Source organism: Pseudomonas triticicola (genome assembly GCF_019145375.1).
GTDB lineage: Bacteria > Pseudomonadota > Gammaproteobacteria > Pseudomonadales > Pseudomonadaceae > Aquipseudomonas > Aquipseudomonas triticicola.
Genome location: NZ_JAHSTX010000001.1, coordinates 2,322,602 through 2,344,872 on the forward strand (window position 1 = coordinate 2,322,602; position 22,271 = coordinate 2,344,872).

Consider the following 22,271-nt stretch of genomic DNA (forward strand, 5'->3'; position numbering starts at 1 on the left):
CCGTCGGTTGGCCGTCGGAAGCGCTCAGTCTAGGATTTGTCGAACTACAAGTACTCATGGAGCTCGACCCAGATGCAGTTCATCCAGACAACGACGACAGCAATCCCTGTACCGAATAGACTGCCAGGCATTGATCCCGGAGGCACTATGGACGGCAAAATCTTTCCCGACGATTCAGGGTTTGAAAACGACGAGCAGGCTGCCAGTCATGATCGCTGGTTGCGAGCCAAGGTGCAGGCGTCCAGAGATGATCCCCATCCGAGTCTCCCCCATGAGGACGTGATGGCGGACATGCATGCCTTGATCGAATCCATGCGAAAAAAGGCCGATGCAGATTGAGTGGCGGCCCGAAGCCAAGACCGATCTTTCGAACATCCTCAGATACATTGGCGAGAGAAACTTTGCAGCCGCAGTGAGTCTGTCGAAATCCATCGAAGAATCCACAACCTCACTCTCCGTTCATCCCCATCTCTACCGTAAAGGTCGATCTCCCGGCACCCGGGAAATCGTTGTACATCCTAACTACGTAGTGATTTATGAGGTGACGGATCGAATCGAGATACTTAGCGTTTTGCATACCCGGCAGGAATATCCATAAAGACATAGCAGGAAAAAACGGTGTGACGTTCGCCCGATCGATAACACGCCGTTTGTTTGCCCAATAGGCACCCCTATCAAAGATTCACATGACTCTGGTTAAGCCGCTCACGCAAAAACTCCACCAGCGCCTGTACCGGCCGCGAAGCCTGGCGATGCTGCGGATAAACGGCCGACAAGGTCAGTGGCTCCGGGCGCAGGTCATCCAGCACTGGCACCAGCCGCCCGTCCTTCAACGCAGCGCCGACGATGAAGGTCGGCAGATAAGTAATTCCCATCCCCTGCACCGCTGCGTCTCGCAGCAGTTCGCCGTTGTTGACGCGCATGCGCCCGGTGACGTTGATCAGCAGCGGTTTGCCCGGTGCTTCGTTGAAGCGCCATTGCACCGAGCGACCGTGGCCGTAAGGCAGGCAATCGTGGCTGTGCAGGTCTTCGGGTTTGAGTGGTGTGCCGCGTTCGGCGAGGTAGGCCGGGCTGGCGCAGTAGACCCGTTCGATACTGGCGATGCGCCGGGCGATCAGTGTCGAGTCCTCCAGTACGCCGATGCGCAGGGCCAGGTCGTAACCTTCGCCGAGCAGGTCGACCGGGCGATCGCTCAGATCCACCTCGACGGTGACTTCGCGATAACGCTGCAGGAACAACGGCAGCAGACAACCCAGATGCGCCACCGCGAACGACAGCGGCGCGCTGAGGCGAATCGTGCCGCGCGGCTCGGCGGTTTCACCGGCGATGCCCTGCTCGACCTGCTCGACTTCTCCGAGCAAACGCAACGCCGATTCGTAATAGCTCTGCCCCAGCGGGGTGACGTCGAGGCGGCGGGTCGAGCGATTCAACAAGCGCACACCGAGGCGCTCTTCCAGTTGCATCAAACGGCGGCTGACGAACTGCTTGGACAGGCCCAACTGATCGGCCGCAGCGGTGAAGCTGCCGGAGTCCATGACCTGGCAAAAAATACGCATGTCTTCGAACGGGTTCATTGTCACTCTCTGGTGGACAGTTAAACGCTTTATAGCCGCTTTTTCGCTTTTCAGCAGCCCATTAATCTGTGCTCACGGTTTGAAAACAACCCTGAACACATGGAGCTGCCGAAGGCAGCCATCTGATCGTTGGGACGCGGAGCGTCCCCGGCTGCATTCCCATGCAGAGCGTGGGAACGATCAGATCGCAGCCTTCGGCAGCTCCTACATCACACATTCAAAAATGGAATTGAACATGAGCATCAAGAAAACCCTCGCCGCGTCCCTCCTCGCCCTGTCCGTCAGCAGCGCATTTGCCGCAGGCAGCCCCGGCGTCGAACACAACACCCAAGCGTTCCTCGATGCCCTCGCCGCTGGCGGTGGTCGTCCGCTGGAGCAACTGAGCCCGAAGGACGCCCGTGCAGTGCTGACTGGTGCCCAAGCTTCGGTAAAGGTTGATCTGTCCGGCGTGGAAGTCAGCGACAAGGCGATCAAGGTCGATGGCCAGACCCTCAACCTGAAAGTGGTGCGCCCGGCCAAGGTCAAAGGCGAGTTGCCGGTGTTCATGTTCTTCCACGGTGGCGGCTGGGTACTGGGTGACTTTCCTACGCACCAGCGCCTGATTCGTGATCTGGTGGTCGGCTCGGGCGCCGTTGCGGTGTATGTCGATTACACGCCATCGCCGGAAGCGCAGTACCCGACCGCGATCAATCAGGCTTACGCTGCGACGAAATGGGTGGCCGAGCACGGCAAGGACATCGGTGTCGATGGCAAGCGTCTGGCGGTAGCCGGCAACAGCGTCGGCGGCAACATGGCGGCGGTCGTGGCGTTGATGGCCAAGGAGCAGAAAACCCCTGCCCTGCGCTTCCAGCTGTTGATGTGGCCGGTGACCAATGCGCAGTTCGACGACGGTTCGTACCAGCAATTTGCCGAAGGCCACTTCCTTACCAAGGGCATGATGCAGTGGTTCTGGGACAGCTATACCACCAAGCCGGCCGAGCGTGCGCAGATCCATGCCTCGCCGCTCAACGCCAGCAGCGAACAGCTCAAGGGCCTGCCCGCTGCCCTGGTGCAGACCGCCGAGTTCGACGTGCTGCGTGATGAAGGTGAAGGCTATGCGCGGCATCTGGATGCGGCCGGCGTGCCGGTGACCTCGGTGCGTTACAACGGGATGATTCATGACTTTGGTCTGCTCAATCCGCTGAGCCAGATTCCGGAAGTGAAGGCCGCGGTGCGTCAGGCGGCGGCTGAACTGAAGACTCATCTGAATCCATAAAAGCAAAAGATCGCAACCTGCGGCAGCGCCTACCCTGTAGGAGCCGCCACAGGCTGCGATCTTTTTTCTCACCAGCGTCGCGGAGTACCGGTCATGACTCTTTTCTACGCCCACCTGCTGTCCTGGAGCGCCGTCCTGCTCCTGCTCGACGCCGCGCTCTGGCATTTCTCGCCCTTCAGCCATCGCGCTCCGCGAGTCGGCGTACGTCTGGCACTGTTTCTGGCATTCAGCGCGCTGGTGATCAATGCCGGTGTCAGTCCCTTGCAGGCTCCGCTGTTCGCTGATGATCGCGTGGCACAACTGGGGGCGACGGCGCTGGGGATTCTCTGGTGGTTGTACGCAGCACGGGTGCTGACCGAAGTGATCGGCCTGGCGCTGATGCGCCGCATCGGCCACAGCGGTCGCTTGTTGCAGGATGTCATCGGCGCGCTGGTGTTTCTGGTCGCGATTGTCGCGGCAGCCGGTTACGTGCTGGAGCTGCCAGTCAAAGGTCTGCTGGCCACCTCCGGGGTGGTCGCCATCGTGGTCGGTCTGGCGCTGCAAAGCACCCTCGCCGACGTGTTTTCCGGCATCGTCCTCAACACCACCAAGCCGTATCAGGTAGACGACCTGGTGATGATCGACGGCGTCGAAGGCAAGGTTTTCGATATCGACTGGCGCGCCACGCACCTGTTGACCAGCGCCGGCACCATGGCCGTGGTGCCGAACTCGGTGGCGGCCAAGGCGAAGATCGTCAACCTCAGCCGACCGAACAACATGCACGGCGTGTCGATCAGTATCAAAGTGCCGAACCACATCCGCCCGCGTCGGGTATTGGATGCCCTTGATCGCACTTTGCAGGGCAGCAGTTCGCTGCTGCTCAGCCCGGCGCCGAAAGCCGTACTCAAAGAGGCCGGCGAAACCATGTCGGAATACGTTGCCAGCGGTTTCATCGCTGAGCTGGGCAAGAAGAGCGAAGTGCGCAATCAACTGTTCGACCTCGCCCACCGCCATCTCGAAGCGGCGGGTATTTCCCGGCATCCCGACGGCGTGATCGAACCGTCGAGCCGCGCTCGTGCGTTGCTGGACGAGGTGAAGATTTTCCGTTCGCTGAGCAGTGAAGAACGCGATCGCCTCGCTGAGTCGATGGTCGCGCAGCAGTACACGGCCGGTCAGGTGGTGCTGGATCTGGACGAGGTGCCGGACAGTCTGTTCGTGATCGCCACGGGCGTGGTCAGCGCGACGGTGCCGGACGGCAATGGCCAGACCGAGGCCGGGCGCATGGGGCCGAGCGAAGTCATGGGTGAGCAGAGCATTCTTGCCGATACACCGTCGCAGGCGACGTTCACAGCGCTGACGTCGAGCATCATTTATCGTCTCGACAAACAGTTGACCCGTGAGTGCATGGACAAGCGCAGCGAAGTCGGCCGGGCCCTGAACAAGTTGCAGGCGGTGCGTCAGCAGAACAGTCGCCTCGCGTTGATGGCCAAACCGGTGGCGGTGAAAAAAGGTGGTTTTTTGGGGTGGTTGCAGAAGCGTTGAAGCGCCAAAGTCAAGATCAAAAGCCTCCCCCTCACCCCAACCCTCTCCCCCAAGGGGGCGAGGGGGAAAGGGAGCCGATCTCCGGGCCTTTCAACACCGAAGTTCGGCTCTGTATTGCAGGTCGGCGTATCCCGAACAAGCCCCTCGGTTCAGTCCCCTCTCCCTCCGGGAGAGGGCTAGGGTGAGGGGCTTTTGACGTTCGACCAAATTACTTGGCAGTGAACTTGGTGTAGCTGTTGATCAGGTTGCGATAGTTAGGCAGACGCTCGGACAGCAGATGCGCCAGGCCTTCCATGTCGTTGCGCCAGTCGCCCTGCAGCTCGCAGGCCACAGCGAACCAGTTCATCAGATGTGCACCGGCGGCCGACATCCGCGCCCACGCCGCTTGTTGTACGGTGGTGTTGAAGGTACCCGACGAGTCGGTGACGACGAACACTTCGAAGCCTTCAGCGATCGCCGACAGGGTCGGGAAAGCTACGCAAACGTCGGTCACTACACCGGCGATGATCAGTTGCTTGCGGCCGGTGGCCTTGATCGCTTTGACGAAGTCTTCGTTGTCCCAGGCGTTGATCTGGCCTGGACGCTGAATGAACGGCGCGTCGGGGAATTGCTCGAGCAGCTCGGGCACGATCGGGCCGTTCGGACCTGCGTCGAAGCTGGTGGTCAGAATGGTCGGCAGCTTGAAGAACTTGGCGATGTCGCCCAGTGCCAGCACGTTGTTCTTGAACTCGTTCGGCGAGAAATCCTGCACCAGCGAGATCAGACCGGTCTGGTGGTCGACCAGCAGGACGACTGCATCATCTTTGTTCAGACGCTTGTAAGGAACGCTCATGGCAAAACTCCTGGATGGATGGTTGTTACGGGAGGCGCCGGCCCTGATGCCCGGCGCTTTTTTCAAACTCAGAACGCGAAGCAGGAACAGCCGAACGCGCCCCAGAAACCGGCGAAATCGCTGACCGGTGCATTCGACATCCGCGCTTTTTCATGGCTGTGGGTGTGCACGGCGCACGGCCCGCTGCACTGGTGAACCTGCGCTTGCAACGGCGAGTTCGGGCGCCAGTGGCCCGGGACTTTGACTACCGGCGACCAGTCCGGCAGCACCGGAATCGAGCGCGGGCCGAGGTCTTCGAAGTCGCCGGCGGCGTAGACGATCTTGCCGCCGACCACGGTCATCACCGACTCGATCCACTTGATCGCTTCTTCTTCAACGCTGAAGAAGTCCGCGCTCAGTGCCGCCAGGTCTGCCAGTTGGCCGACGCGGATCTGGCCCTTCTTGCCCTGCTCCGAAGAGAACCAGGCGCTGCCGTGGGTGAACAGTTCCAGCGCGGTGCTGCGTGGCAAACCTTCTTCGTACAACGCCAGACCGCCAACGGTACGGCCGCTGACCATCCAGTACAGCGAGGTCCACGGGTTGTAGCTGGACACGCGGGTGGCGTCGGTGCCAGCGCCAACCGGCACGCCTTCGGCGAGCATGCGCTTGATCGGTGGCGTGGCTTCGGCAGCTTGTTTGCCGTAGCGATCGACGAAGTATTCGCCCTGGAACGCCATGCGATCCTGAATCGCGATACCGCCGCCCAGCGCTTTCACGCGCTCGATGTTTTGCGGGGTGATGGTTTCAGCGTGGTCGAAGAACCACGGCAGACCGTTGAACGGAATGTCGCGATTGACCTTCTCGAACACATCGAGCATACGGCTGATCGATTCGTTGTACGTGGCGTGCAGACGGAACGGCCAGCGCTGCTCGACCAGGTGGCGCACCACCGGTTCCAGCTCCTGTTCCATGGTCTGCGGCAGGTCCGGACGCGGTTCGAGGAAGTCTTCGAAGTCGGCGGCGGAGAACACCAGCATTTCGCCGGCGCCGTTGTGGCGCAGGTAATCGTCGCCCTGATGCAGCTTGACGCTGCCGGTCCAGTTCTGGAAATCGGTCAGTTCTTCTTTCGGCTTCTGGGTGAACAGGTTGTAGGCGATGCGTACGGTCAACTGGTCGTCTTTGGCCAGTTGTTCGATCACCTGGTAATCGTCCGGATAGTTCTGGAAACCACCGCCGGCGTCGATCGCACTGGTCAGGCCGAGGCGATTGAGTTCGCGCATGAACTGGCGGGTCGAGTTGACCTGATATTCCAGCGGCAGCTTCGGCCCTTTGGCCAGGGTCGAGTAGAGAATCATCGCGTTCGGCCGCGCGACCAACATGCCGGTCGGGTTGCCGTTGCTGTCGCGCACGATCTCGCCGCCCGGCGGGTTCGGCGTGTCGCGGGTGTAGCCGGCCACGCGCAGGGCAGCGCGGTTGAGCAGCGCACGGTCGTAGAGGTGCAGGATGAACACCGGAGTATCCGGCGCGGCCTGGTTGATTTCTTCCAGGGTCGGCATGCGTTTTTCGGCGAACTGGAATTCGTTCCAGCCACCGACCACGCGCACCCACTGCGGGGTCGGCGTGCGATCAGCCTGGTCCTTGAGCATACGCAGCGCGTCGGCGAGCGATGGCACACCTTCCCAGCGCAGTTCGAGGTTGTAGTTCAGACCGCCGCGAATCAGGTGCAAGTGCGAGTCGTTGAGGCCAGGGATGACGCAGCGGCCCTTCATGTCGACCACTTGTGTGGCGCTGCCTTTGAGAGCCATGGCCTCGGCATCGTTACCGACGGCAACGAAGCGGCCGTCCTTGATCGCCACCGCACTGGCCAGTGGTTTTTCCCGGTCTACGGTATGAAACTGGCCATTGAATAAAATCAGATCGGCGCTCATCGCAGTTCCTCAAGCGAAAGTGAAAAGAAGCAAACCCCGCTCAACGCGGCGAGGTTTCTTGGGAATCGAGGTGTTCATGGGCCTGGCTGGCTTCCAGCCACGGGGTGAACAAACGGGTAACCGGCGGCATCACCACGTAGACCACCGAGAGGACGATGGTCAGGGTGATCAGGAACGTGGCGACCACGTAGTTGGACAGAAACGGATGCAGCGCCAGCAGCGGGCCCCAGATCAGCGGCACCAGCAGGGTGTGCGGCAGAATCACCAACAGGGTGACAACGGCCTGCTTCCAGCGCGGCGGTGGCGAGCCGGCTTCGGCCAGCGGTGTGAACCAGAATTCATTGACCGGCGCGACTTCGGTCTGATCGCCATCGGCCAGCATCGGTGCGGCTTCAGCCACCAGCGCCTGACGCTCGGAGGATTCCAGCCAGCCCTGCATCGCTTCGGTGGAGCTGAAGCGCAATACGCACGTGTAGAAATCCAGACGCCCGCGCTTGCCGCGCACCACGTCCACACCCAAATGCCCTTCGCGCTGGCCGGCGACGCGCACGATGTTGCGCAGCCATGCTTCATACGCCGATTCGAAACCGGTTTTGACCGAGTGCTTGATGATCAACGTGACGGTCTCATCGGCCCCCGGTGCTTGTGAATTGAGGACTTCAGGCATAACGCAGCACTCCGGGCAAACGAACAGGAATCGCCAGCCGTCCGGGCCCGGCGATCAATACGGTGGTGAAAAGAATCAACAGCAACCAGCCAAACTGCCCCTCAGCCACACTCCATTGCGGATGCACGACCAGCAGCGCCACGAGCAGTACAAAGAGAATAGGCAAGCAGGCCAAACGCGCCAGCACACCGGCGACGATCAGCAACGGGCAGAGGACTTCGGCGAAGATCGCCAGGATCAGCGTCAGATGGGCGCCAAGATGGAACGGGTCTTCGATCAGTTGCAGCTGCGCGGTGAAGTCCAGCAACTTCGGCAAGCCGTGCACCCACAACAGAAACAACCCGCCGCTGACCCGCAGGAACAGCAACCCGATGTCGCGCGCCTGTTCATCCCTCGTAGCAATCATGACCCGACCCTTTGAATGTCATTGACGAGAATCATGCCAAGGCCGGGGCGGAAGAAATTGGATGGGTGTGCTTAGTTGCTTTTCAGGTCACTGACGTTCTGCTGCCAGCCACAAACAATGTGGGAGCGAGCCTGCTCGCGAAGGCGTCAGGTCATTCACATCCATACTCACTGACACACCGCTTTCGCGAGCAGGCTCGCTCCCACAGGGATTGGCGGCGCGCATTCAATTTGCAGACCACCACAAAAACAAAGTGGGAGCGAGCCTGCTCGCGAATGCGTCAGGCCAGTCACATCCACACTAACTGACACACCGCTTTCGCGAGCAGGCTCGCTCCCGCAGGGATTGGCGGCGTGCATTCAATTTGCAGACGGCCACAAAATATTGTGGGAGCGAGCTTGCTCGCGAAGGCGTCAGGCCAGTCACATCCACACTAACTGACACACCGCTTTCGCGAGCAGGCTCGCTCCCACAGGGATTGGCGGCGCGCATTCAATTTGCAGACCACCACAAAAACAAAGTGGGAGCGAGCCTGCTCGCGAATGCGTCAGGCCAGTCACATCCACACTAACTGACACACCGCTATCGCGAGCAGGCTCGCTCCCACAGGGATTGGCGGCGTGCATTCAATTTGCAGACGGCCACAAAATATTGTGGGAGCGAGCCTGCTCGCGAAGGCGTCAGGCCAGTCACATCCACACGAACTGACCCACCGCTTTCGCGAGCAGGCTCGCTCCCACAGGGATTGGCGGCGTGCACTCAATTTGCAGACCGCCGCAAAAACAGTGTGGGAGCGAGCTTGCTCGCGAAGGCGTCAAGTCAGTCAAATCCACACTAACTGACACACCGTTTTCGCAAGCAAGCTCGCTCCCACAGGGATTGACGGCGTGCGCTCAATGTGTAGACCGCCACAAAAACAACGTGGGAGCGAGCTTGCTCGCGAAGGCGTCAGGCCAGTCACATCCACACTAACTGACACACCGCTATCGCGATCAGGCTCGCTCCCACATGAAAACTGCTCGTGTAATAGAGACCGGTTAAAGCGCCGGAATATTCAGCGGCGCCGCCATGAACTGGCTGATCCGCGAGCGCAGCCATTTCTCTGCCGGGTCGTTGTCGTGCACCCCGCTCCACGCCATCGACAATTGCGCGGCATCGATCGGGAATGGCGGGTCTTCGGCACGCAGGGCGCAGCCTTCGACCAAGGCACAGGCGGCGTAATCCGGCACCGTGGCGATCATCTCGGTACCGGCGAGCAAGGCGCGCAAGCCGCTGAACTGCGGCACACCAAGAACCACCCGGCGGCAGCGGCCGATCTTGGCCAGATCCAGGTCGATATTGCCGCTCAGATCACCGGAGAACGACACCATTGCATGCGGACGCGCGCAATATTCGTCCAGCGTCAGCGGCCCCGGACGGTCGTCGCCGCGCAGCACTTTGCAGGGAATATCACGCAGCTTCTTGCGCTTGGCATTGGCCGGCAGATCCGTGGTGTAGCTGACGCCCACGGAGATTTCGCCAGAGGCCAACAGCGCCGGCATCAACAGGTAGTTGGCGCGGCGTACCACCACGACAATCCCCGGCGCCTCCTGCTGAAGCTGGCGCAACAGCGGCGGAAACAGACCGAACTCGGCGTCGTCCGACAGTCCGATGCGAAACACATCACAACTGCTCGCCGGTTCGAATTCCTTGGCGCGGCTGACTGCGCCGGAAATCACGTCCATCGCCGGTTGCAGCTCCTTGAGGATCGCCAGCGCCCGCGCCGTCGGTTCCATACCGCGACCGTTGCGCAGCAGCAACGGATCGTCGAACAGATCACGCAAGCGCCCCAGCGCAGCACTGACCGCTGGCTGGCCCATGAACAGTTTTTCGGCAACGCGGGTCAGGTTCTTTTCGAACATCAACGCTTCGAAAATCACCAGCAGGTTCATGTCGACGCGGCGCAGATCGTTACGGTTCATGGGCGTGGTTTCCTTATCGGTGTCAGACGCTTTATGCCACTGGCGCTGGGCACTTTACTCGATCAACGGCACTTTCGCCGCGCGTTTGTAAGGGCCGTACTCCACCGGCACCCACTGGAAATGCTTGCCCTCGGCGGCGATGTGGCCGATGCCCGGGAACGGCAGATGCGCTGCCGTCACCCAGGTCTTGCTCGCGGCCGCAGCACTGAACACTGCCTGCCGACTGGCGATCGCTTGCTGACTGTTGACGTCGAAACCGATCGAGACTTCCGGGTGCAAGAACTGCACCGCGAGGTTGTGCACCAGATCGCCCATGAACACGATGCTCTGCTGCTGCGAGGTGAAGCGGTACGTGGTGCTGCCCGGCGTATGCCCGGCTTCGAGGGTTGCTTCGACCAGTCCCGGCAATGGCGACTGCCCGGCGGCGAACGTCTTGAAGCGGCCAGCGGCAACATAGGGCGCGGTGGAATCCTGGGCAATCTTGAAGAACTCTTTGGCTCCCGCCGGAGCCTTGGCCAGTGCTGCCGGATCAAGCCAGTAATCGGCCTCTGCCTTGGCCGCATAGACGGTGGCATTGGCGAACAGCGGCTTCTTCTCTGCATCGACCAGACCACAGACGTGATCGAGGTGCAGGTGGGTCAGCAAAATTGTGTCGACCTGCTCAGGCTTGTAACCGGCGGCCTGCATGTTGGCCGAGAGTTGGCCTGCGGTGGCGCCGATGCACTGCCCTGCGCCGGTGTCGACCAGAATCAGTTGCGTGCCGGTGTTGACCAGAAAGGCATTGAACGCCGTCTGCACGCCCGGGGTTTCAATCGAACGGCGTGCGAGCAGCGCGCGAATCTCACTCTGGCTCATGCCCTGCAACAACTTCGGCGACAAATCGTTGTAACCGTCGAACAACGCGGTGACTTCGTAATCGCCCACCGCCAAGCGGAAATAACCCGGCGCCTGAGTGCCCACCTGCGGCGCCTGCGCCATCGCGCCGGACATTGCCAGCATGACCGCCAGGGTCGTTGCTGCTTTCATCAAGCCTTTCATTGCATTCCCCTTTGAACCTGGCCAACGGCGGCCGTGCTTTGTCGACATCGTCGCGCAAAGCACCGGGCGCTGACTTGCAAGGATGTGCTGAGTTCCAGCCTGAGCGAGGAAATTAACAACGATTAACTCGTCAGCCTCACGCCCTCGCCCAACAATGAAGCCCTCTGCGCAGCGTTGCTTTTTTGACCTGAGGGAATGCGCCGACCGTGTATTCCCCACCGACACGGACCTTGGCCATGGCTTATCTACAGCAAACCGTCGCCCTCGCCCCTGCCTGCGAACCGCGGAAGAACACGACTGGCGGACTCAGTCCGCAGCGCGAACGCCAGATCAAACAGTTGATCCTCGATCGCTTGGGCGAAAGTCTCGAAGTGGCTGAACTGGCCCGCGCCTGCTCACTGTCACGCAGTCATTTCTCCCGTGCATTCAAATGCAGCACCGGCCTGTCGCCACAGGACTGGATCCGCGCCCAGCGCCTGGCCCGGGCCAAGTTGCTGATCCAGCACACCGACCTCAGCCTCACGCAAATCAGCCTGGAATGCGGCTTCTGCGATCAGGCGCACTTCTGCCACATGTTCACCCGCAGCGAGGGCATCAATCCCTTCGCCTGGCGCTGTCGAGTCATGGGCAAGCCGAAAAACACCGCAGCACAGCCTGCGGTGTTTTGACTGCTGCCGTTACGCCACCCGTTGCACTGATGCTCAAACCTGAGGATTATGCCCGGACACCCCGGATCAGACGGCCTGCGCATGCGCCAGGGACTGATTCGCCCTGTCCGCCGCATCACCGCAGGAGCGCGCTGTTGAGCTTTTCCCCGAATCAGGCCATTGCGTTTGGCCCCTATCGGATTCATCCCGGGCAACGATTGCTACTTGAAGGCCAACAGCCTCTGCGCCTGGGACGGCGGGCGATGGATATCCTCCTGATTTTGCTGGCCCACGCCGGTGAAGTGGTGAGCAAACAGCAATTGATGGCCGGCGTCTGGCCAGACAGCGTCGTCGAAGACATCAATCTGCGCGTGCACATGGCGGCCCTGCGCAAAGCGCTTGGCGACGGGCAGAACGGCCAGCGCTACATCGTCACCGTGGCGCAGCGCGGCTACAGTTTTGTCGCACCGATCGTGCTCGACAGCATCGAACAAAAACCGGCGATGCCCGTCGCCAGACACAACCTGCCGCTGCGTCGTACGCGAATGATTGGGCGCCAGCCCGTGATCGATCACCTGATCGCGCAACTGCCGCGCCGACGCTGCATCACGCTGGTCGGTCCCGGCGGCATCGGCAAGACCACCGTCGCCCTGCGCGTCGCCGAACAATTGCTCGACCAGTATCGCGACGGCATCCGCCTGGTGGACTTGGCGCCCATTGCCGATCCCGCGCTGATCGGCTCGCATCTGGCGACGCTGCTTGATCTGTCCGCGCCAGAAGGCGATGCGCAGGCTGGTCTGGTCGACGGCCTGCGAGAACGGCAAATATTGTTGGTGATCGACAACTGCGAGCACTTGATCGATGCGGTCGCCGCGCTCAGCGAGCAGATTCTGCGGGGGGCGCCAAAGGTGCATATCCTCGCCACCAGCCGCGAGAGCCTGCGCGCGGAGGGCGAATTCGTGCAGCGTCTGCAATCGCTCGAATGCCCGTCCATGTCGACGCCGATGGAGCCGGCCGAGGCGCTGGGCTTTGCTGCGCTGCAATTGTTTGTCGAGCGCGCGACCGCGGCGCGGGAAAGCTTTCAACTGAATCGCGCCGAGCTACCGCAGGCGATCGAAATCTGCCAGCGCCTGGACGGCATTCCGCTGGCGCTGGAACTGGCCGCCGCACAGGTCAGCGAATTGGGCATGGACGGATTGCTCAAGCAATTGCGCGAGGGTTTGCCGCCATTGTCGGCCGGACACCACAGCAGCGCCGAGCGCCACCTGACCCTGCGCGCAACGATGGACTGGAGCTTCAACCTGCTCAACGCCTGCGAGCAAACCTGTCTGCGGCGACTGGGAATTTTCCGCGGCAGCTTCACCCTCGCCTCGGCGGCAGCGGTGGTCATCGGCCAACAGATCGATCCCGGCGCGGTGTTCACCGCAGTCACGCAACTGGTGGCCAAATCCCTGCTGAGCGTCGAAGTGGGTGACGAAGATGTTTTCTACCGGTTGCTCGACACCACGCGCCACTACGCACTGGAAAAACTCGAACAGGCCAACGAGCTCAGCGCAACCCGCCAACGCCACGCCGAGCGCTGCCTGACACTGATGCAGCAGGCGCAGGCGGATTGGGACAATACTCCGACTGTATTGTGGATGGAGCGCTATGCCAGGGGGCTGGAGGATCTGCGCGCGGCGCTGGACTGGAGCCTCGACGGGCCGGGACCGGAGGAGCTGGGCGTGCAACTGGCAGCCGCGTCGGCACCGTTGTGGCAGGAGCTGTCGTTGCTGCGCGATTACAGCCGCTACGTGCGCCGGGCACTGAGTCTGCTGGAGGCTTCGCCAGCAGACTCGCTCCTGCCGCCCTGCCCTCGCCTGCAAATCGCCTTGAAACTGGCGCTCGGCAGCGCTAGCTATCACACCTGGGGCGGCACGCCACAAACCATCCAGGCCTTCGTCGACGCCTGCCGCTTAGCCGAAGAACACGGTGACTTGGCCGGGCAACTGCGTGCGATATCAGGGCATATGGCGGTCAATCTGAGTTGCGGGCATTACCGCGTGGCCTTGGCCCAGAGTGAGCAATTCGACCGCATCGGCGTGCACGGCGAGCCACTGCTGTCGCTGAGCACGCATCGCTTGCGCGTGCTGGCCCTGCATTACGCCGGCGACCAACCGCAGGCCCGCGTACATGCCGAGCAGGTGCTGCAACGCATGGCCCACAGCGGCCATCTCAATCGTTTCACCCATGGCTTTGGCGTGCAGTACGACCAGAGCGTCGCTTCACTGACGGTACTGGCCCGAGTGCTGTGGTTGCAGGGTTTGCCCGAGCAAGCCTGGCGCGCCGCACGACAGGCGCTGGATATTGCCGTGCAGATCGACCATGGCACATCGATCTGTTACACCCTGGCGCTGGCCAGTTGTCTGATCGCCCATTACAACGGCGACGCCGCCAACGCCCGCGCGCTGCTGCAGTTGCTGCTGGAACAATCGCAGAAGCACTCGGTGCAGCTGTTCAATAACTGGGGCCGGCAGTATGCGCAGGTGATCGATCCGGCTAATGCCGTGCCCGTACCAGTACAGAGCAGCGGTTTGATCCGGGAAGTGATGGTTACGCTGGATGAGCGCTTTGTCGATGATGCACTGGTGGAGCGGGCGCGCACCGGGGATGCGGGTTGGAGTGCAGCGGAAATACTGCGGGCGCGGGCGGTGGCATTAGTGAAGGGTCCAGAGTGGCCGATTCGCGAGCAGGCTCGCTCCCACAAGGGGTCGGTGTCGGGCGCAAATTCCGAGTTGTGCGCTGTTTCCTGTGGGAGCGAGCCTGCTCGCAAATCGGCCCGCTCAGACACCGCTGAAACCCGAGAAGCCGAACAAACCCTGCAACAAGCTCTGGCCATCGCCAGAAGCCAGGGCGCCCTCGCTTGGGAACTGCGCAGCGCCATGGACCTTGCTCAATTATGGCAACGCCAGTCCCGCTATCGCGAAGCTTTGGATTTGCTCAGCCCCCTCTACCGGCGCTTCACCGAAGGCTACGCCACCCCGGACTTGCGCAAGGTCCGCCTGCTACTCGACAGCCTGCGCGAGCAGTGTCCGGCCTGACGCATTGCGCGTGCGGCTGAGATAGCGCGCATGACGCTGTTGCAGTTCGAGCATGTCGTCGCTGCGCTCAAAGCGATCACGGGCATAGCGGCGTACGGTGTTGAGCATCCAATAGCGCGCCGTTGCTCGGTTGGGTTCTTGAATGAGCAACGACTTGCGCGCCAACCCTTCGATAATTTCGGTCAGCCTGGATCCCGCCAGATCCACGCTGCTGATCACGCTCAGTGCCGCCTCCAGGGTAAAGCCCGTGCTGAACACCGAAAGCCGCAGCAGCACCCGCTGTTCCATTTCCGTCAGGTACTGGAAGCTCCAATCGATCGCAGCGGCCATTGACTGATGGCGCGGCTCCGCGGTGCGCCGTCCTTGGCCAAGCAACTGCAGACCGTTTTCAACCTGGGCCTGTAAGCCGATCAAGCCCAGCGCATCGATCTGCGCAGCGGCGAGCTCGATCGCCAGCGGCAGACCGTCCAGTTGACGGCAGATCTCGCGCACGCCTGACAAATCCTGTTGACGCAAACTGAAGCCCTGTTGCCGCGCTCGCGCGCGATTGACGAATAGCTGCACCGCCGGATAGCCCATGGCTTCCTCGACGGAGTTCAATGTAGAGCGCTTGGGAATCGCCAGCAGCGGCACGTAATGAACGGCTTCCTGTGGAATGTGCAAGGCTTCGCGGCCGGTGACCAGAATCGACAGGCGAGGCGCGGCATGCAACAGGGTCTCGACCAGAGCCGCGCAGTTGTCGCGCTGGTGATCGCAGTTATCCAGCACCAACAAGGCCTGCCGCCCGGACAGTGTGAAGAAGTCTGTATTCAGGACGTGCAACAGGTGCTCGAGCAACGGCTTGTCATCTTTGAGGCCGGCAAGGTCGACCCACCAGGCGCCATCACGAAAGTATTGCAGCAGCAACTCCGCCACGCGCAGTGCCACAGTGGTTTTGCCGACACCCGGCGCACCGGTAATGGTCATCAAGCGGCATACCGGCATTTGTCGAACCAGACTACCGATCAGGGCGTCGCGCCCACTGACTGGCGTCAGTCGTGCCGGAAGATTGTGCAGTGGCGTGAGGGCGGCAGCGGGCATGTGCAGCGCATCACTTGTGCCCTGCTCCACCGGGGCGACAAAACTGTAGCCGCACTGCGCCACGTGAATGATGTAACGCTGGCCGTTGGTGCCGTCGCCCAGTGCGCGGCGCAACGCCGCGATGTGCACCCGCAGGTTGATCTCTTCAACGATCGATGTCGGCCACACACGAGCAATCAACTGCTCTTTGCTGACCACCTGCCCCGCGTGTTCAAGCAGCACCTGCAGAATATCCATGGCGCGCCCGCCCATGCGTAGCGGCTGCTCCCCTGCAAGGACCAGACGTTGGCGCACATGAAAGGCGTAGGGGCCAAAACGCAGCACCGAACCTTGGCTTGTGTCGTTGTGATTATTCATGCCAAACATCTTGGCACTGTTGCGTGACGATACAACCGCCGGAGCCGACGCAGCACGGACATCCGGCTGCGTCTGACGGACAGAACCGCTCTAGCTGAACTGTTCGCGGTACTGCAAAGGCGTAAGACCGAGCTTTTCGGCGAACAACGAGCGCATGTGCCGAACGCTGCCAAAGCCACTTTTATAAGCGATGGTTTTCAATGGCAGATCGCTGGTTTCCAACAGGTTTCGCGCGCAGTCAATGCGCGCACTCTGCAGAAACTCCATTGGAGTCATCTTGACGTCACGGGCGAACAGGCGAGCAAAGTGCCGTGCGCTCATATTCGCCAATCCGGCCATGCGCTCCACTGTGAAGGGCTCATCCAAGTGTTCAAGTACGTAATTCTGCGCGCGGGTGATGGGCGTTTCTTGCGGTGAGACTGCCGCCATCAACGGGCTGAACTGCGCTTGCCCGCCTTGGCGCTTCATGACCACCAACAACACCTTGGCGACGTCCTGGGCGATTTTCTTGCCGTGATCCCTGGCCACCACCGCCAGCGCCAGATCGATGCCAGCGGTTACGCCCCCCGAAGTGATGAGATTGCGATCCTCAACGTAGATCTGGTCGGTGGTCACCGTGGTTTTCGGAAAAGCCTTGATCAGACGCTCGGTGTAGTTCCAGTGCGTGGTGACGCGATAGCCGTCAAGCAGGCAGGCATGGCCGAGGATGAATGCGCCAGTGCAAATCGAACCGTAACGCTCCGCGCGCGGCACGGCTTTTTTCAACCAGCCAAACAGCTCGGGAAATCTCTGGTTATAGGCGCCGGGGCCGCCGGGCACCAATAACAGGTCATAGCGCTCGGCCGCCTCGTCGATGTGCAGATCAGCCTGAACCTGTACACCATTGGAAGCCTTGAGCAAGCCGCGCTCCGTCCCTAGTGTCGTCAGTTGATAGTGCAAATCAGGTTTCAGATAACGGTTGGCGACTGAAAACACTTCCAGCGGCCCGGCCATGTCGAGCATCAGAAAGTCGGGGAACAGCACCATTGCCACGGTTTTCATCGCAGGTTTCACACTTATACATGGGTCAAAACGCACTTCAGCCGGGGCATTATGGCCGACTGTGTCGTCATGAGCGTGTTCGAATGGGTGAACCATAACGCAAAACTGTCAACCTCAGCCGGACAGTCTTTCAATTTCCATCTACTTATTGCCTCACCGGGTAACCAGTAACCTTCTCCTCACTCGGACGAATTCACGTCCAGCCAGGAGATTTCATCATGCTGACTCTTCGCAAAGCCTCCGATCGCGGCCTCGCCAATCACGGCTGGTTGAAGTCGTTTCACACCTTTTCTTTCGCCAGCTACCGCAACCCGCGTGAACAGGGTTTCTCCGATCTGCTGGTGATCAACGATGACCGGGTCGCCGCCGGCAAAGGTTTTGGCCAGCACCCACACCGCGACATGGAGATCTTTTCCTATGTGCTCGAAGGCGCGCTGGAACACAAGGACACCCTCGGCACTGGCTCGGTGATCCGTCCCGGCGACGTGCAATTGATGAGTGCCGGCAGCGGCGTGGCGCACAGTGAGTTCAACCACTCGGCCACCAAGCCCGTGCACTTTCTGCAAATCTGGATCGTGCCGGACGTCAGCGGCGCCAAACCGCGTTATCAGCAGGAGCACTTCAGCGCGCAGAAAAAACGCGGTCGCCTGCAACTGATCATCTCCCCGGACGGTAGCAACGGTTCTCTGAAAGTCCGTCAGGATGCGCGGGTCTACGCCGGGTTATTCGACGGCAAGGAAAGTGCCACGCTGAAATTGCCGGCCGATCGTTACGCCTACGTGCACGTCGCGCGTGGCAGTGTCGAACTCAATGGCCAAGCCTTGCAGGAAGGCGACGGCGTGCGGGTTCGTGAAGAACAGCTGCTCACTTTGAGCAACGGTATCGATGCCGAAGTGCTGGTGTTCGACTTGCGCCCTCAGGAGTTGCCGGAAATGCCATGATCTGGCTCGATGCAGAACGGCCTTCCACTGAAGGCCGTTTTTTATTGCGGCGGCACTGTTGAGGGTTGTACGACCGGTTTGGGTGACGATACCTCTTTGCCAATCTGAATCGCGGCCAGCGTGGTTTGGATCGTGGTCAACACCGCCGCCTGATTGGCGAAATGTGCGCCAACCAGCAAGGAAGCCACGCCGAGAAAATGCACAGTGGTGGCCGCCCGGTAATTGGCCTTTACCGTCGATGCCTGCCTGATCGCTTCCCGCGATTCGTCGGCAATTTTCTGCACGCCCATCCACATCATGTCGTAACGCTTGTCCCGTTCCTGCAGTGCCTTGTCCCGCTCTGCCTGAGCAGCGAGGAACCCGCGAATGTCGGCGCGCATTTCTGCCACGCGGCCGTCCATCCTCGTCTCGATGGTCTCTATCCTGGCATCGAATTCTTCTCGACTTATGCTGCTCATCGTTTGCCTGTCCCGCCCTGCATTCGATCTGTCCGTGACCGCATATTGATTCACTTCCCTGATTTTCAATTCGGCACCTTTCCATGGCTACGCGGCCTTCCCTGGCTCTTCGTTTCGATGCGTAACTGAGGTCTGCATCGAGCTGCTGCCACGATAAAACTCGTCACTGCCTAAAACAAGCCGGCCCATTCTGCCTCGGACGTAGGCTGTTTCGTCAGACGTTGTAGCCTCGGCAAAGGCCTGAACTCTCTATTGGTTTTCCGGCGCAAACGCCTCCACGACCTGCTCGATCACGGCCCGTACCCGCGCGGTGTGGCGCAAGTCGGCGTGGGTGACCAGCCAGACTTCATACGGCTGCGGCCGGGTCCGCTCCGGCCAGAGCCTGACCAGGCCGTCGCGTTCGCCCATGTAAACAGGTATCTCGCCTACCCCGAGGCCAGCGGCAATCGAGCGGCGCACCAGAAGGCTGGAGCTGAGCGTGGCGACGATGCGTCCGCGGGTCAACGGTTCAGAGACCAGCGTGAGGTCTTTTTTGCTCTGTAAGTACGGCTGATAGACCACCAGATCATGGCCCTCGAAAGCGCTGCCGGGCTGCGGTTCTCCATGGCGATCGACATAGGCCTGCGCAGCGAAAAGTCCTACAGGCCAACGGGCGATTCGCCGAGCGATGAGATCGGGGTTATCCGGCCGGGTATTGCGCACCGCGATATCGGCCTCGCGCTTGGCCAGACTGAGGATTTGCGTCGACGCATCCAGCTGGATCTGCACATCTGGATGCTGATCATGCAGGCGCGCCATCGCCGGAATGATGAAGTCAATGGCCATCGAGTCGGTGGTGCTGACCCGTACGTTACCGGTCAGACGGTCATCCAGCCCGTGGATGTGCCGCTCCAGTTCCAGCGCCGAATGCTCCATTTTTTCCACACTTTGACGCGCCGCTTCACCAACGGCGGTCAGCGCATACCCGTCGGAGGTTCGCAGGAACAGCGTCGCGCTCAATGCCTTCTCCAGCGCAGTAATACGCCGTCCGACCGTGGCCTGATCGACGCCCAGAACACGCGCAGCCCCGCGCAATGTCGACTCGCGACAGACCGCCAGAAACACTCGCGCATCATCCCAATTCATGCTGATCCCCATCGAAGCATTTTTGCATCACTCTGCCGCTTAATCGCTGCATATGCGCAGCAACGATAGCCGATAAGCTGAGCGCCATACACCTCTTGTGAGATCGCGATCATGCGTACTGCAAACTCTACCGGCATCTGGCTGCCGATCTTCGCCGGACTTTGCGCCAGTCTGGTCAGCATTGGCCTGGCGCGTTTCGCCTACACGCCGCTGATCCCTTCGCTGATTCAGGCGCAGTGGTTTTCCGCCAATGATGTCGTCTATCTCGGCGCGGCCAATCTGGTCGGCTACTTGATCGGCGCCCTGCTCGGTCGGCCCATGGCCCATCGACTGGGTAACCGCAACGCCTTGCGCCTGATGATGCTCGCGGTCACGGGAGCCTTTCTTGCCTGTGCCTATCCGCTGTCGGTGAGTTGGTTCTTCGGCTGGCGTTTGCTGTCCGGCATTGCCGGTGGCGCGATCATGGTGCTGGTGGCGGCAACCGTGCTGCCTCACGTTCCGGCGGCGCGCAGAGGTTTGGCCAGTGGCGCAATCTTCCTGGGCATCGGCCTCGGAATCGCCGGCTCCGGGACCATCGTGCCGCCGCTGCTGAGCCTCGGCTTGCAGGCGACCTGGCTGGGACTGGGCGTACTGGCGTTGTTGCTGACCGCGTTGAGCTGGTTCGGCTGGCCTGCGGATACCGCGCACCCTGTGGCTGCGCACGCAACGTCGGCTGATGAGCCGACACCACCGGGCGTCTACCTGTTGTTTGCTCAATACGCGTTCATGGCCGCCGGGCTGGTGCCTGCCATGGTGTTTCTGGTGGATTACGTAGCGCGTGGATTGGGTGCCGGGGCGCATATCGGCGCGATGGTCTGGGTGATGTATGGCCTGGGAGCGATTGTCGGGCCGGTGACTTACGGCTTCCTGGCCGACCAGCTTGGCGCCCGCACTGGTATTCGACTGGTGTTGGTAGTGCAAGCCATCGCCCTCGGTTTGCTCGCCGTCTCCCATTCATTTCTGGCGCTGGCTTTACTGGCGGTGATTCTCGGCTCGTTCCCGCCGGGCATCGTTCCGCTGGCCTTGGCCCGGGTGCATGAGCTGGTGCCGTCGCATCACCGTCAGCAGATCGCCTGGAGCCGTGCCACCGTGTCGTTCGCCACCTTTCAGGCGCTGGCCGGGTTTGCCTATTCAGCATTGTTCAATGCCTCGGGCGGTCAGCACACGCTGCTTTTTGTGATCGCCGCTGGCGCGATCGTCGTCGCTCTACTGCTGGAGCAAGCCATGCGCTGGCTGCCCTCTACAACTGAAACCCGTTGCGCGGCGAACTGAAGGGAATCATTGCGCGCTGCCAGCGCTCCCATCTACACGACCTTTTTCACAGGAATCGACAATGTCACTGCCCAACGAAATGACCCGTATTGAAATCACCGAACCCGGCGGCCCTGAAGTATTGCAAGCCAAGCGTGTGCCTCTGCCAACCGTTGCCGAAGGCCAAGTGCTTATCCGCGTTCACGCTGCCGGCATCAATCGCCCGGATGCCTTGCAGCGCGCCGGCAAGTACCCGATGAAACCCGGCATGGACCCGATCCCCGGTCTGGAAGTGGCTGGCGAAGTGGTCGCGGTTGGCGCCGGAGTAACGCGTTTCGCGGTCGGCGATCGGGTCTGTGCACTGACCAATGGCGGTGGCTACGCCGAGTATTGCGCGGTGCCAGCCGGCCAGACTTTGCCTGTGCCGGATGGAGTCGATTGGGTCCAGGCCGCCGCAGTTCCAGAAACCTTTTTCACCGTCTGGGCCAACCTGTTTGGCCTCGGCGGTGCCAAGGCCGGCCAGCGCGTGCTGATTCACGGCGGCACCAGCGGTATCGGCACCACCGCGCTGATGCTCTGCCGTGAATTCGGTATCGAAGCGTTCGCCACCGCCGGCAGTCCTGAAAAATGCGCCGCAATCAGTAAACTTGGCGGGCAGCCGATCAACTATCGGGAAGAAGATTTTGCCAAGGTCATTGCCGAGAAGACCGCAGATCAAGGCGTGAACGTGATTCTCGACATCATGGGTGGCTCGTATCTGAACGGCAACATCAGCGCACTGGCGATGGACGGCAGACTGGTGATGCTCGGTTTCCTCGGCGGCGCCCGCGCCAACGACATGGATCTGCTGGCGATCCTCGGCAAACGCGCGGTGGTCACCGGTTCGCTGCTGCGCGCGCGTACCGCTGCGGAGAAAGCCGCCATCGCCGATCAACTGCAAGAACACGTTTGGCCTGCCCTCAGCGCCGGGCGCTGCCTGCCGATCATCGACAAGGTTTACCCGCTGGCTGACGCGGCTCAGGCCCATGCCCGCATGGAGGGCGGCGATCATATCGGCAAGATCGTCCTGCAAGTGGCGTGAGTGATTGCAG

Annotated in this window: 20 protein-coding genes; 9 read left to right on the forward strand and 11 right to left on the reverse strand. The window is 61.1% G+C overall.

What is annotated here, in order from left to right; translation table 11 throughout:
• Positions 1-147: 147 nt before the first annotated feature.
• Together relB and KVG85_RS10375 are read left to right on the forward strand one after the other, a co-directional pair.
• On the forward strand, positions 148-339 hold the full coding sequence (relB, locus tag KVG85_RS10370; RefSeq protein ID WP_038862015.1) for a type II toxin-antitoxin system RelB family antitoxin: 192 nt from the start codon (positions 148-150) through the stop codon (positions 337-339).
• Positions 329-598 carry a type II toxin-antitoxin system RelE/ParE family toxin gene (locus tag KVG85_RS10375; protein ID WP_217863789.1) on the forward strand — a complete coding sequence of 90 codons (270 nt, stop codon included), beginning with the start codon at positions 329-331 and terminating at the stop codon, positions 596-598. The genes relB and KVG85_RS10375 overlap by 11 nt, the downstream gene beginning before the upstream one ends.
• A gap of 76 nt (positions 599-674) precedes the next feature.
• On the opposite strand, the gene KVG85_RS10380 is transcribed toward KVG85_RS10375, so the two are convergent.
• Positions 675-1,574, reverse strand: a complete 900-nt coding sequence (locus KVG85_RS10380; protein ID WP_024012435.1) for a LysR family transcriptional regulator — start codon at positions 1,572-1,574, stop codon at positions 675-677.
• 235 nt (positions 1,575-1,809) lie between these two features.
• Between KVG85_RS10380 and KVG85_RS10385 the strand changes: the two genes are divergently transcribed.
• On the forward strand, positions 1,810-2,829 hold the full coding sequence (locus KVG85_RS10385; RefSeq protein ID WP_217863790.1) for an alpha/beta hydrolase: 1,020 nt from the start codon (positions 1,810-1,812) through the stop codon (positions 2,827-2,829).
• A gap of 93 nt (positions 2,830-2,922) precedes the next feature.
• Positions 2,923-4,350: a mechanosensitive ion channel family protein gene (locus KVG85_RS10390; RefSeq protein ID WP_024012433.1), complete on the forward strand. Its 1,428-nt coding sequence runs from the start codon at positions 2,923-2,925 to the stop codon at positions 4,348-4,350.
• A gap of 208 nt (positions 4,351-4,558) precedes the next feature.
• Here the strand turns inward: KVG85_RS10390 and ycaC are convergent, their stop codons facing one another.
• From ycaC to KVG85_RS10420, 6 genes are all read right to left on the reverse strand, one after another.
• Positions 4,559-5,182: an isochorismate family cysteine hydrolase YcaC gene (ycaC, locus tag KVG85_RS10395; RefSeq protein WP_016774080.1), complete on the reverse strand. Its 624-nt coding sequence runs from the start codon at positions 5,180-5,182 to the stop codon at positions 4,559-4,561.
• Between the two features lie 68 nt (positions 5,183-5,250).
• Positions 5,251-7,089 (reverse strand): amidohydrolase, encoded by a 1,839-nt coding sequence (locus KVG85_RS10400; RefSeq protein ID WP_042609477.1) that lies wholly within the window; start codon positions 7,087-7,089, stop codon positions 5,251-5,253.
• A 40-nt stretch (positions 7,090-7,129) separates the two neighbouring features.
• Positions 7,130-7,756: an antibiotic biosynthesis monooxygenase gene (locus KVG85_RS10405; protein WP_073474273.1), complete on the reverse strand. Its 627-nt coding sequence runs from the start codon at positions 7,754-7,756 to the stop codon at positions 7,130-7,132.
• Entirely contained in the window at positions 7,749-8,162 is a 414-nt protein-coding gene (locus tag KVG85_RS10410) for a DoxX family protein (RefSeq protein ID WP_024012430.1), read from the reverse strand. The genes KVG85_RS10405 and KVG85_RS10410 overlap by 8 nt, the downstream gene beginning before the upstream one ends.
• 1,037 nt (positions 8,163-9,199) lie before the next feature.
• Positions 9,200-10,123 (reverse strand): LysR family transcriptional regulator, encoded by a 924-nt coding sequence (locus KVG85_RS10415; RefSeq protein ID WP_217863792.1) that lies wholly within the window; start codon positions 10,121-10,123, stop codon positions 9,200-9,202.
• Between the two features lie 54 nt (positions 10,124-10,177).
• A complete protein-coding gene (locus KVG85_RS10420) occupies positions 10,178-11,149 on the reverse strand; it encodes an MBL fold metallo-hydrolase (RefSeq protein WP_225926663.1) in 972 nt (323 codons plus the stop codon).
• 248 nt (positions 11,150-11,397) lie between these two features.
• On the opposite strand from KVG85_RS10420, the gene KVG85_RS10425 reads away from it, so the two are divergent.
• Positions 11,398-11,829 carry a helix-turn-helix domain-containing protein gene (locus KVG85_RS10425; protein WP_038861491.1) on the forward strand — a complete coding sequence of 144 codons (432 nt, stop codon included), beginning with the start codon at positions 11,398-11,400 and terminating at the stop codon, positions 11,827-11,829.
• Between the two features lie 134 nt (positions 11,830-11,963).
• Complete coding sequence (locus KVG85_RS10430; protein WP_217863794.1) at positions 11,964-14,888, forward strand: ATP-binding protein; 2,925 nt, start codon at positions 11,964-11,966, stop codon at positions 14,886-14,888.
• On the opposite strand, the gene KVG85_RS10435 is transcribed toward KVG85_RS10430, so the two are convergent.
• Positions 14,853-16,325, reverse strand: a complete 1,473-nt coding sequence (locus tag KVG85_RS10435; RefSeq protein ID WP_217863795.1) for an ATP-binding protein — start codon at positions 16,323-16,325, stop codon at positions 14,853-14,855. The two genes, KVG85_RS10430 and KVG85_RS10435, sit on opposite strands and share 36 nt — an antisense overlap.
• Positions 16,326-16,415: 90 nt before the next feature.
• Positions 16,416-17,366 carry a GlxA family transcriptional regulator gene (locus KVG85_RS10440; protein WP_217863796.1) on the reverse strand — a complete coding sequence of 317 codons (951 nt, stop codon included), beginning with the start codon at positions 17,364-17,366 and terminating at the stop codon, positions 16,416-16,418.
• Positions 17,367-17,584: 218 nt separating this feature from the next.
• Between KVG85_RS10440 and KVG85_RS10445 the strand changes: the two genes are divergently transcribed.
• Positions 17,585-18,307 (forward strand): pirin family protein, encoded by a 723-nt coding sequence (locus KVG85_RS10445; RefSeq protein ID WP_217863797.1) that lies wholly within the window; start codon positions 17,585-17,587, stop codon positions 18,305-18,307.
• 41 nt (positions 18,308-18,348) lie between these two features.
• Here the strand turns inward: KVG85_RS10445 and KVG85_RS10450 are convergent, their stop codons facing one another.
• Positions 18,349-18,765 (reverse strand): hypothetical protein, encoded by a 417-nt coding sequence (locus tag KVG85_RS10450; RefSeq protein ID WP_217863799.1) that lies wholly within the window; start codon positions 18,763-18,765, stop codon positions 18,349-18,351.
• A 249-nt stretch (positions 18,766-19,014) separates the two neighbouring features.
• Complete coding sequence (locus tag KVG85_RS10455) at positions 19,015-19,890, reverse strand: LysR family transcriptional regulator (protein WP_217863800.1); 876 nt, start codon at positions 19,888-19,890, stop codon at positions 19,015-19,017.
• Between the two features lie 111 nt (positions 19,891-20,001).
• On the opposite strand from KVG85_RS10455, the gene KVG85_RS10460 reads away from it, so the two are divergent.
• Both KVG85_RS10460 and KVG85_RS10465 read left to right on the forward strand, forming a co-directional pair.
• Complete coding sequence (locus tag KVG85_RS10460) at positions 20,002-21,201, forward strand: YbfB/YjiJ family MFS transporter (RefSeq protein WP_217863801.1); 1,200 nt, start codon at positions 20,002-20,004, stop codon at positions 21,199-21,201.
• A 61-nt stretch (positions 21,202-21,262) separates the two neighbouring features.
• Positions 21,263-22,261, forward strand: a complete 999-nt coding sequence (locus KVG85_RS10465; protein ID WP_217863803.1) for an NAD(P)H-quinone oxidoreductase — start codon at positions 21,263-21,265, stop codon at positions 22,259-22,261.
• Positions 22,262-22,271: the final 10 nt, after the last annotated feature.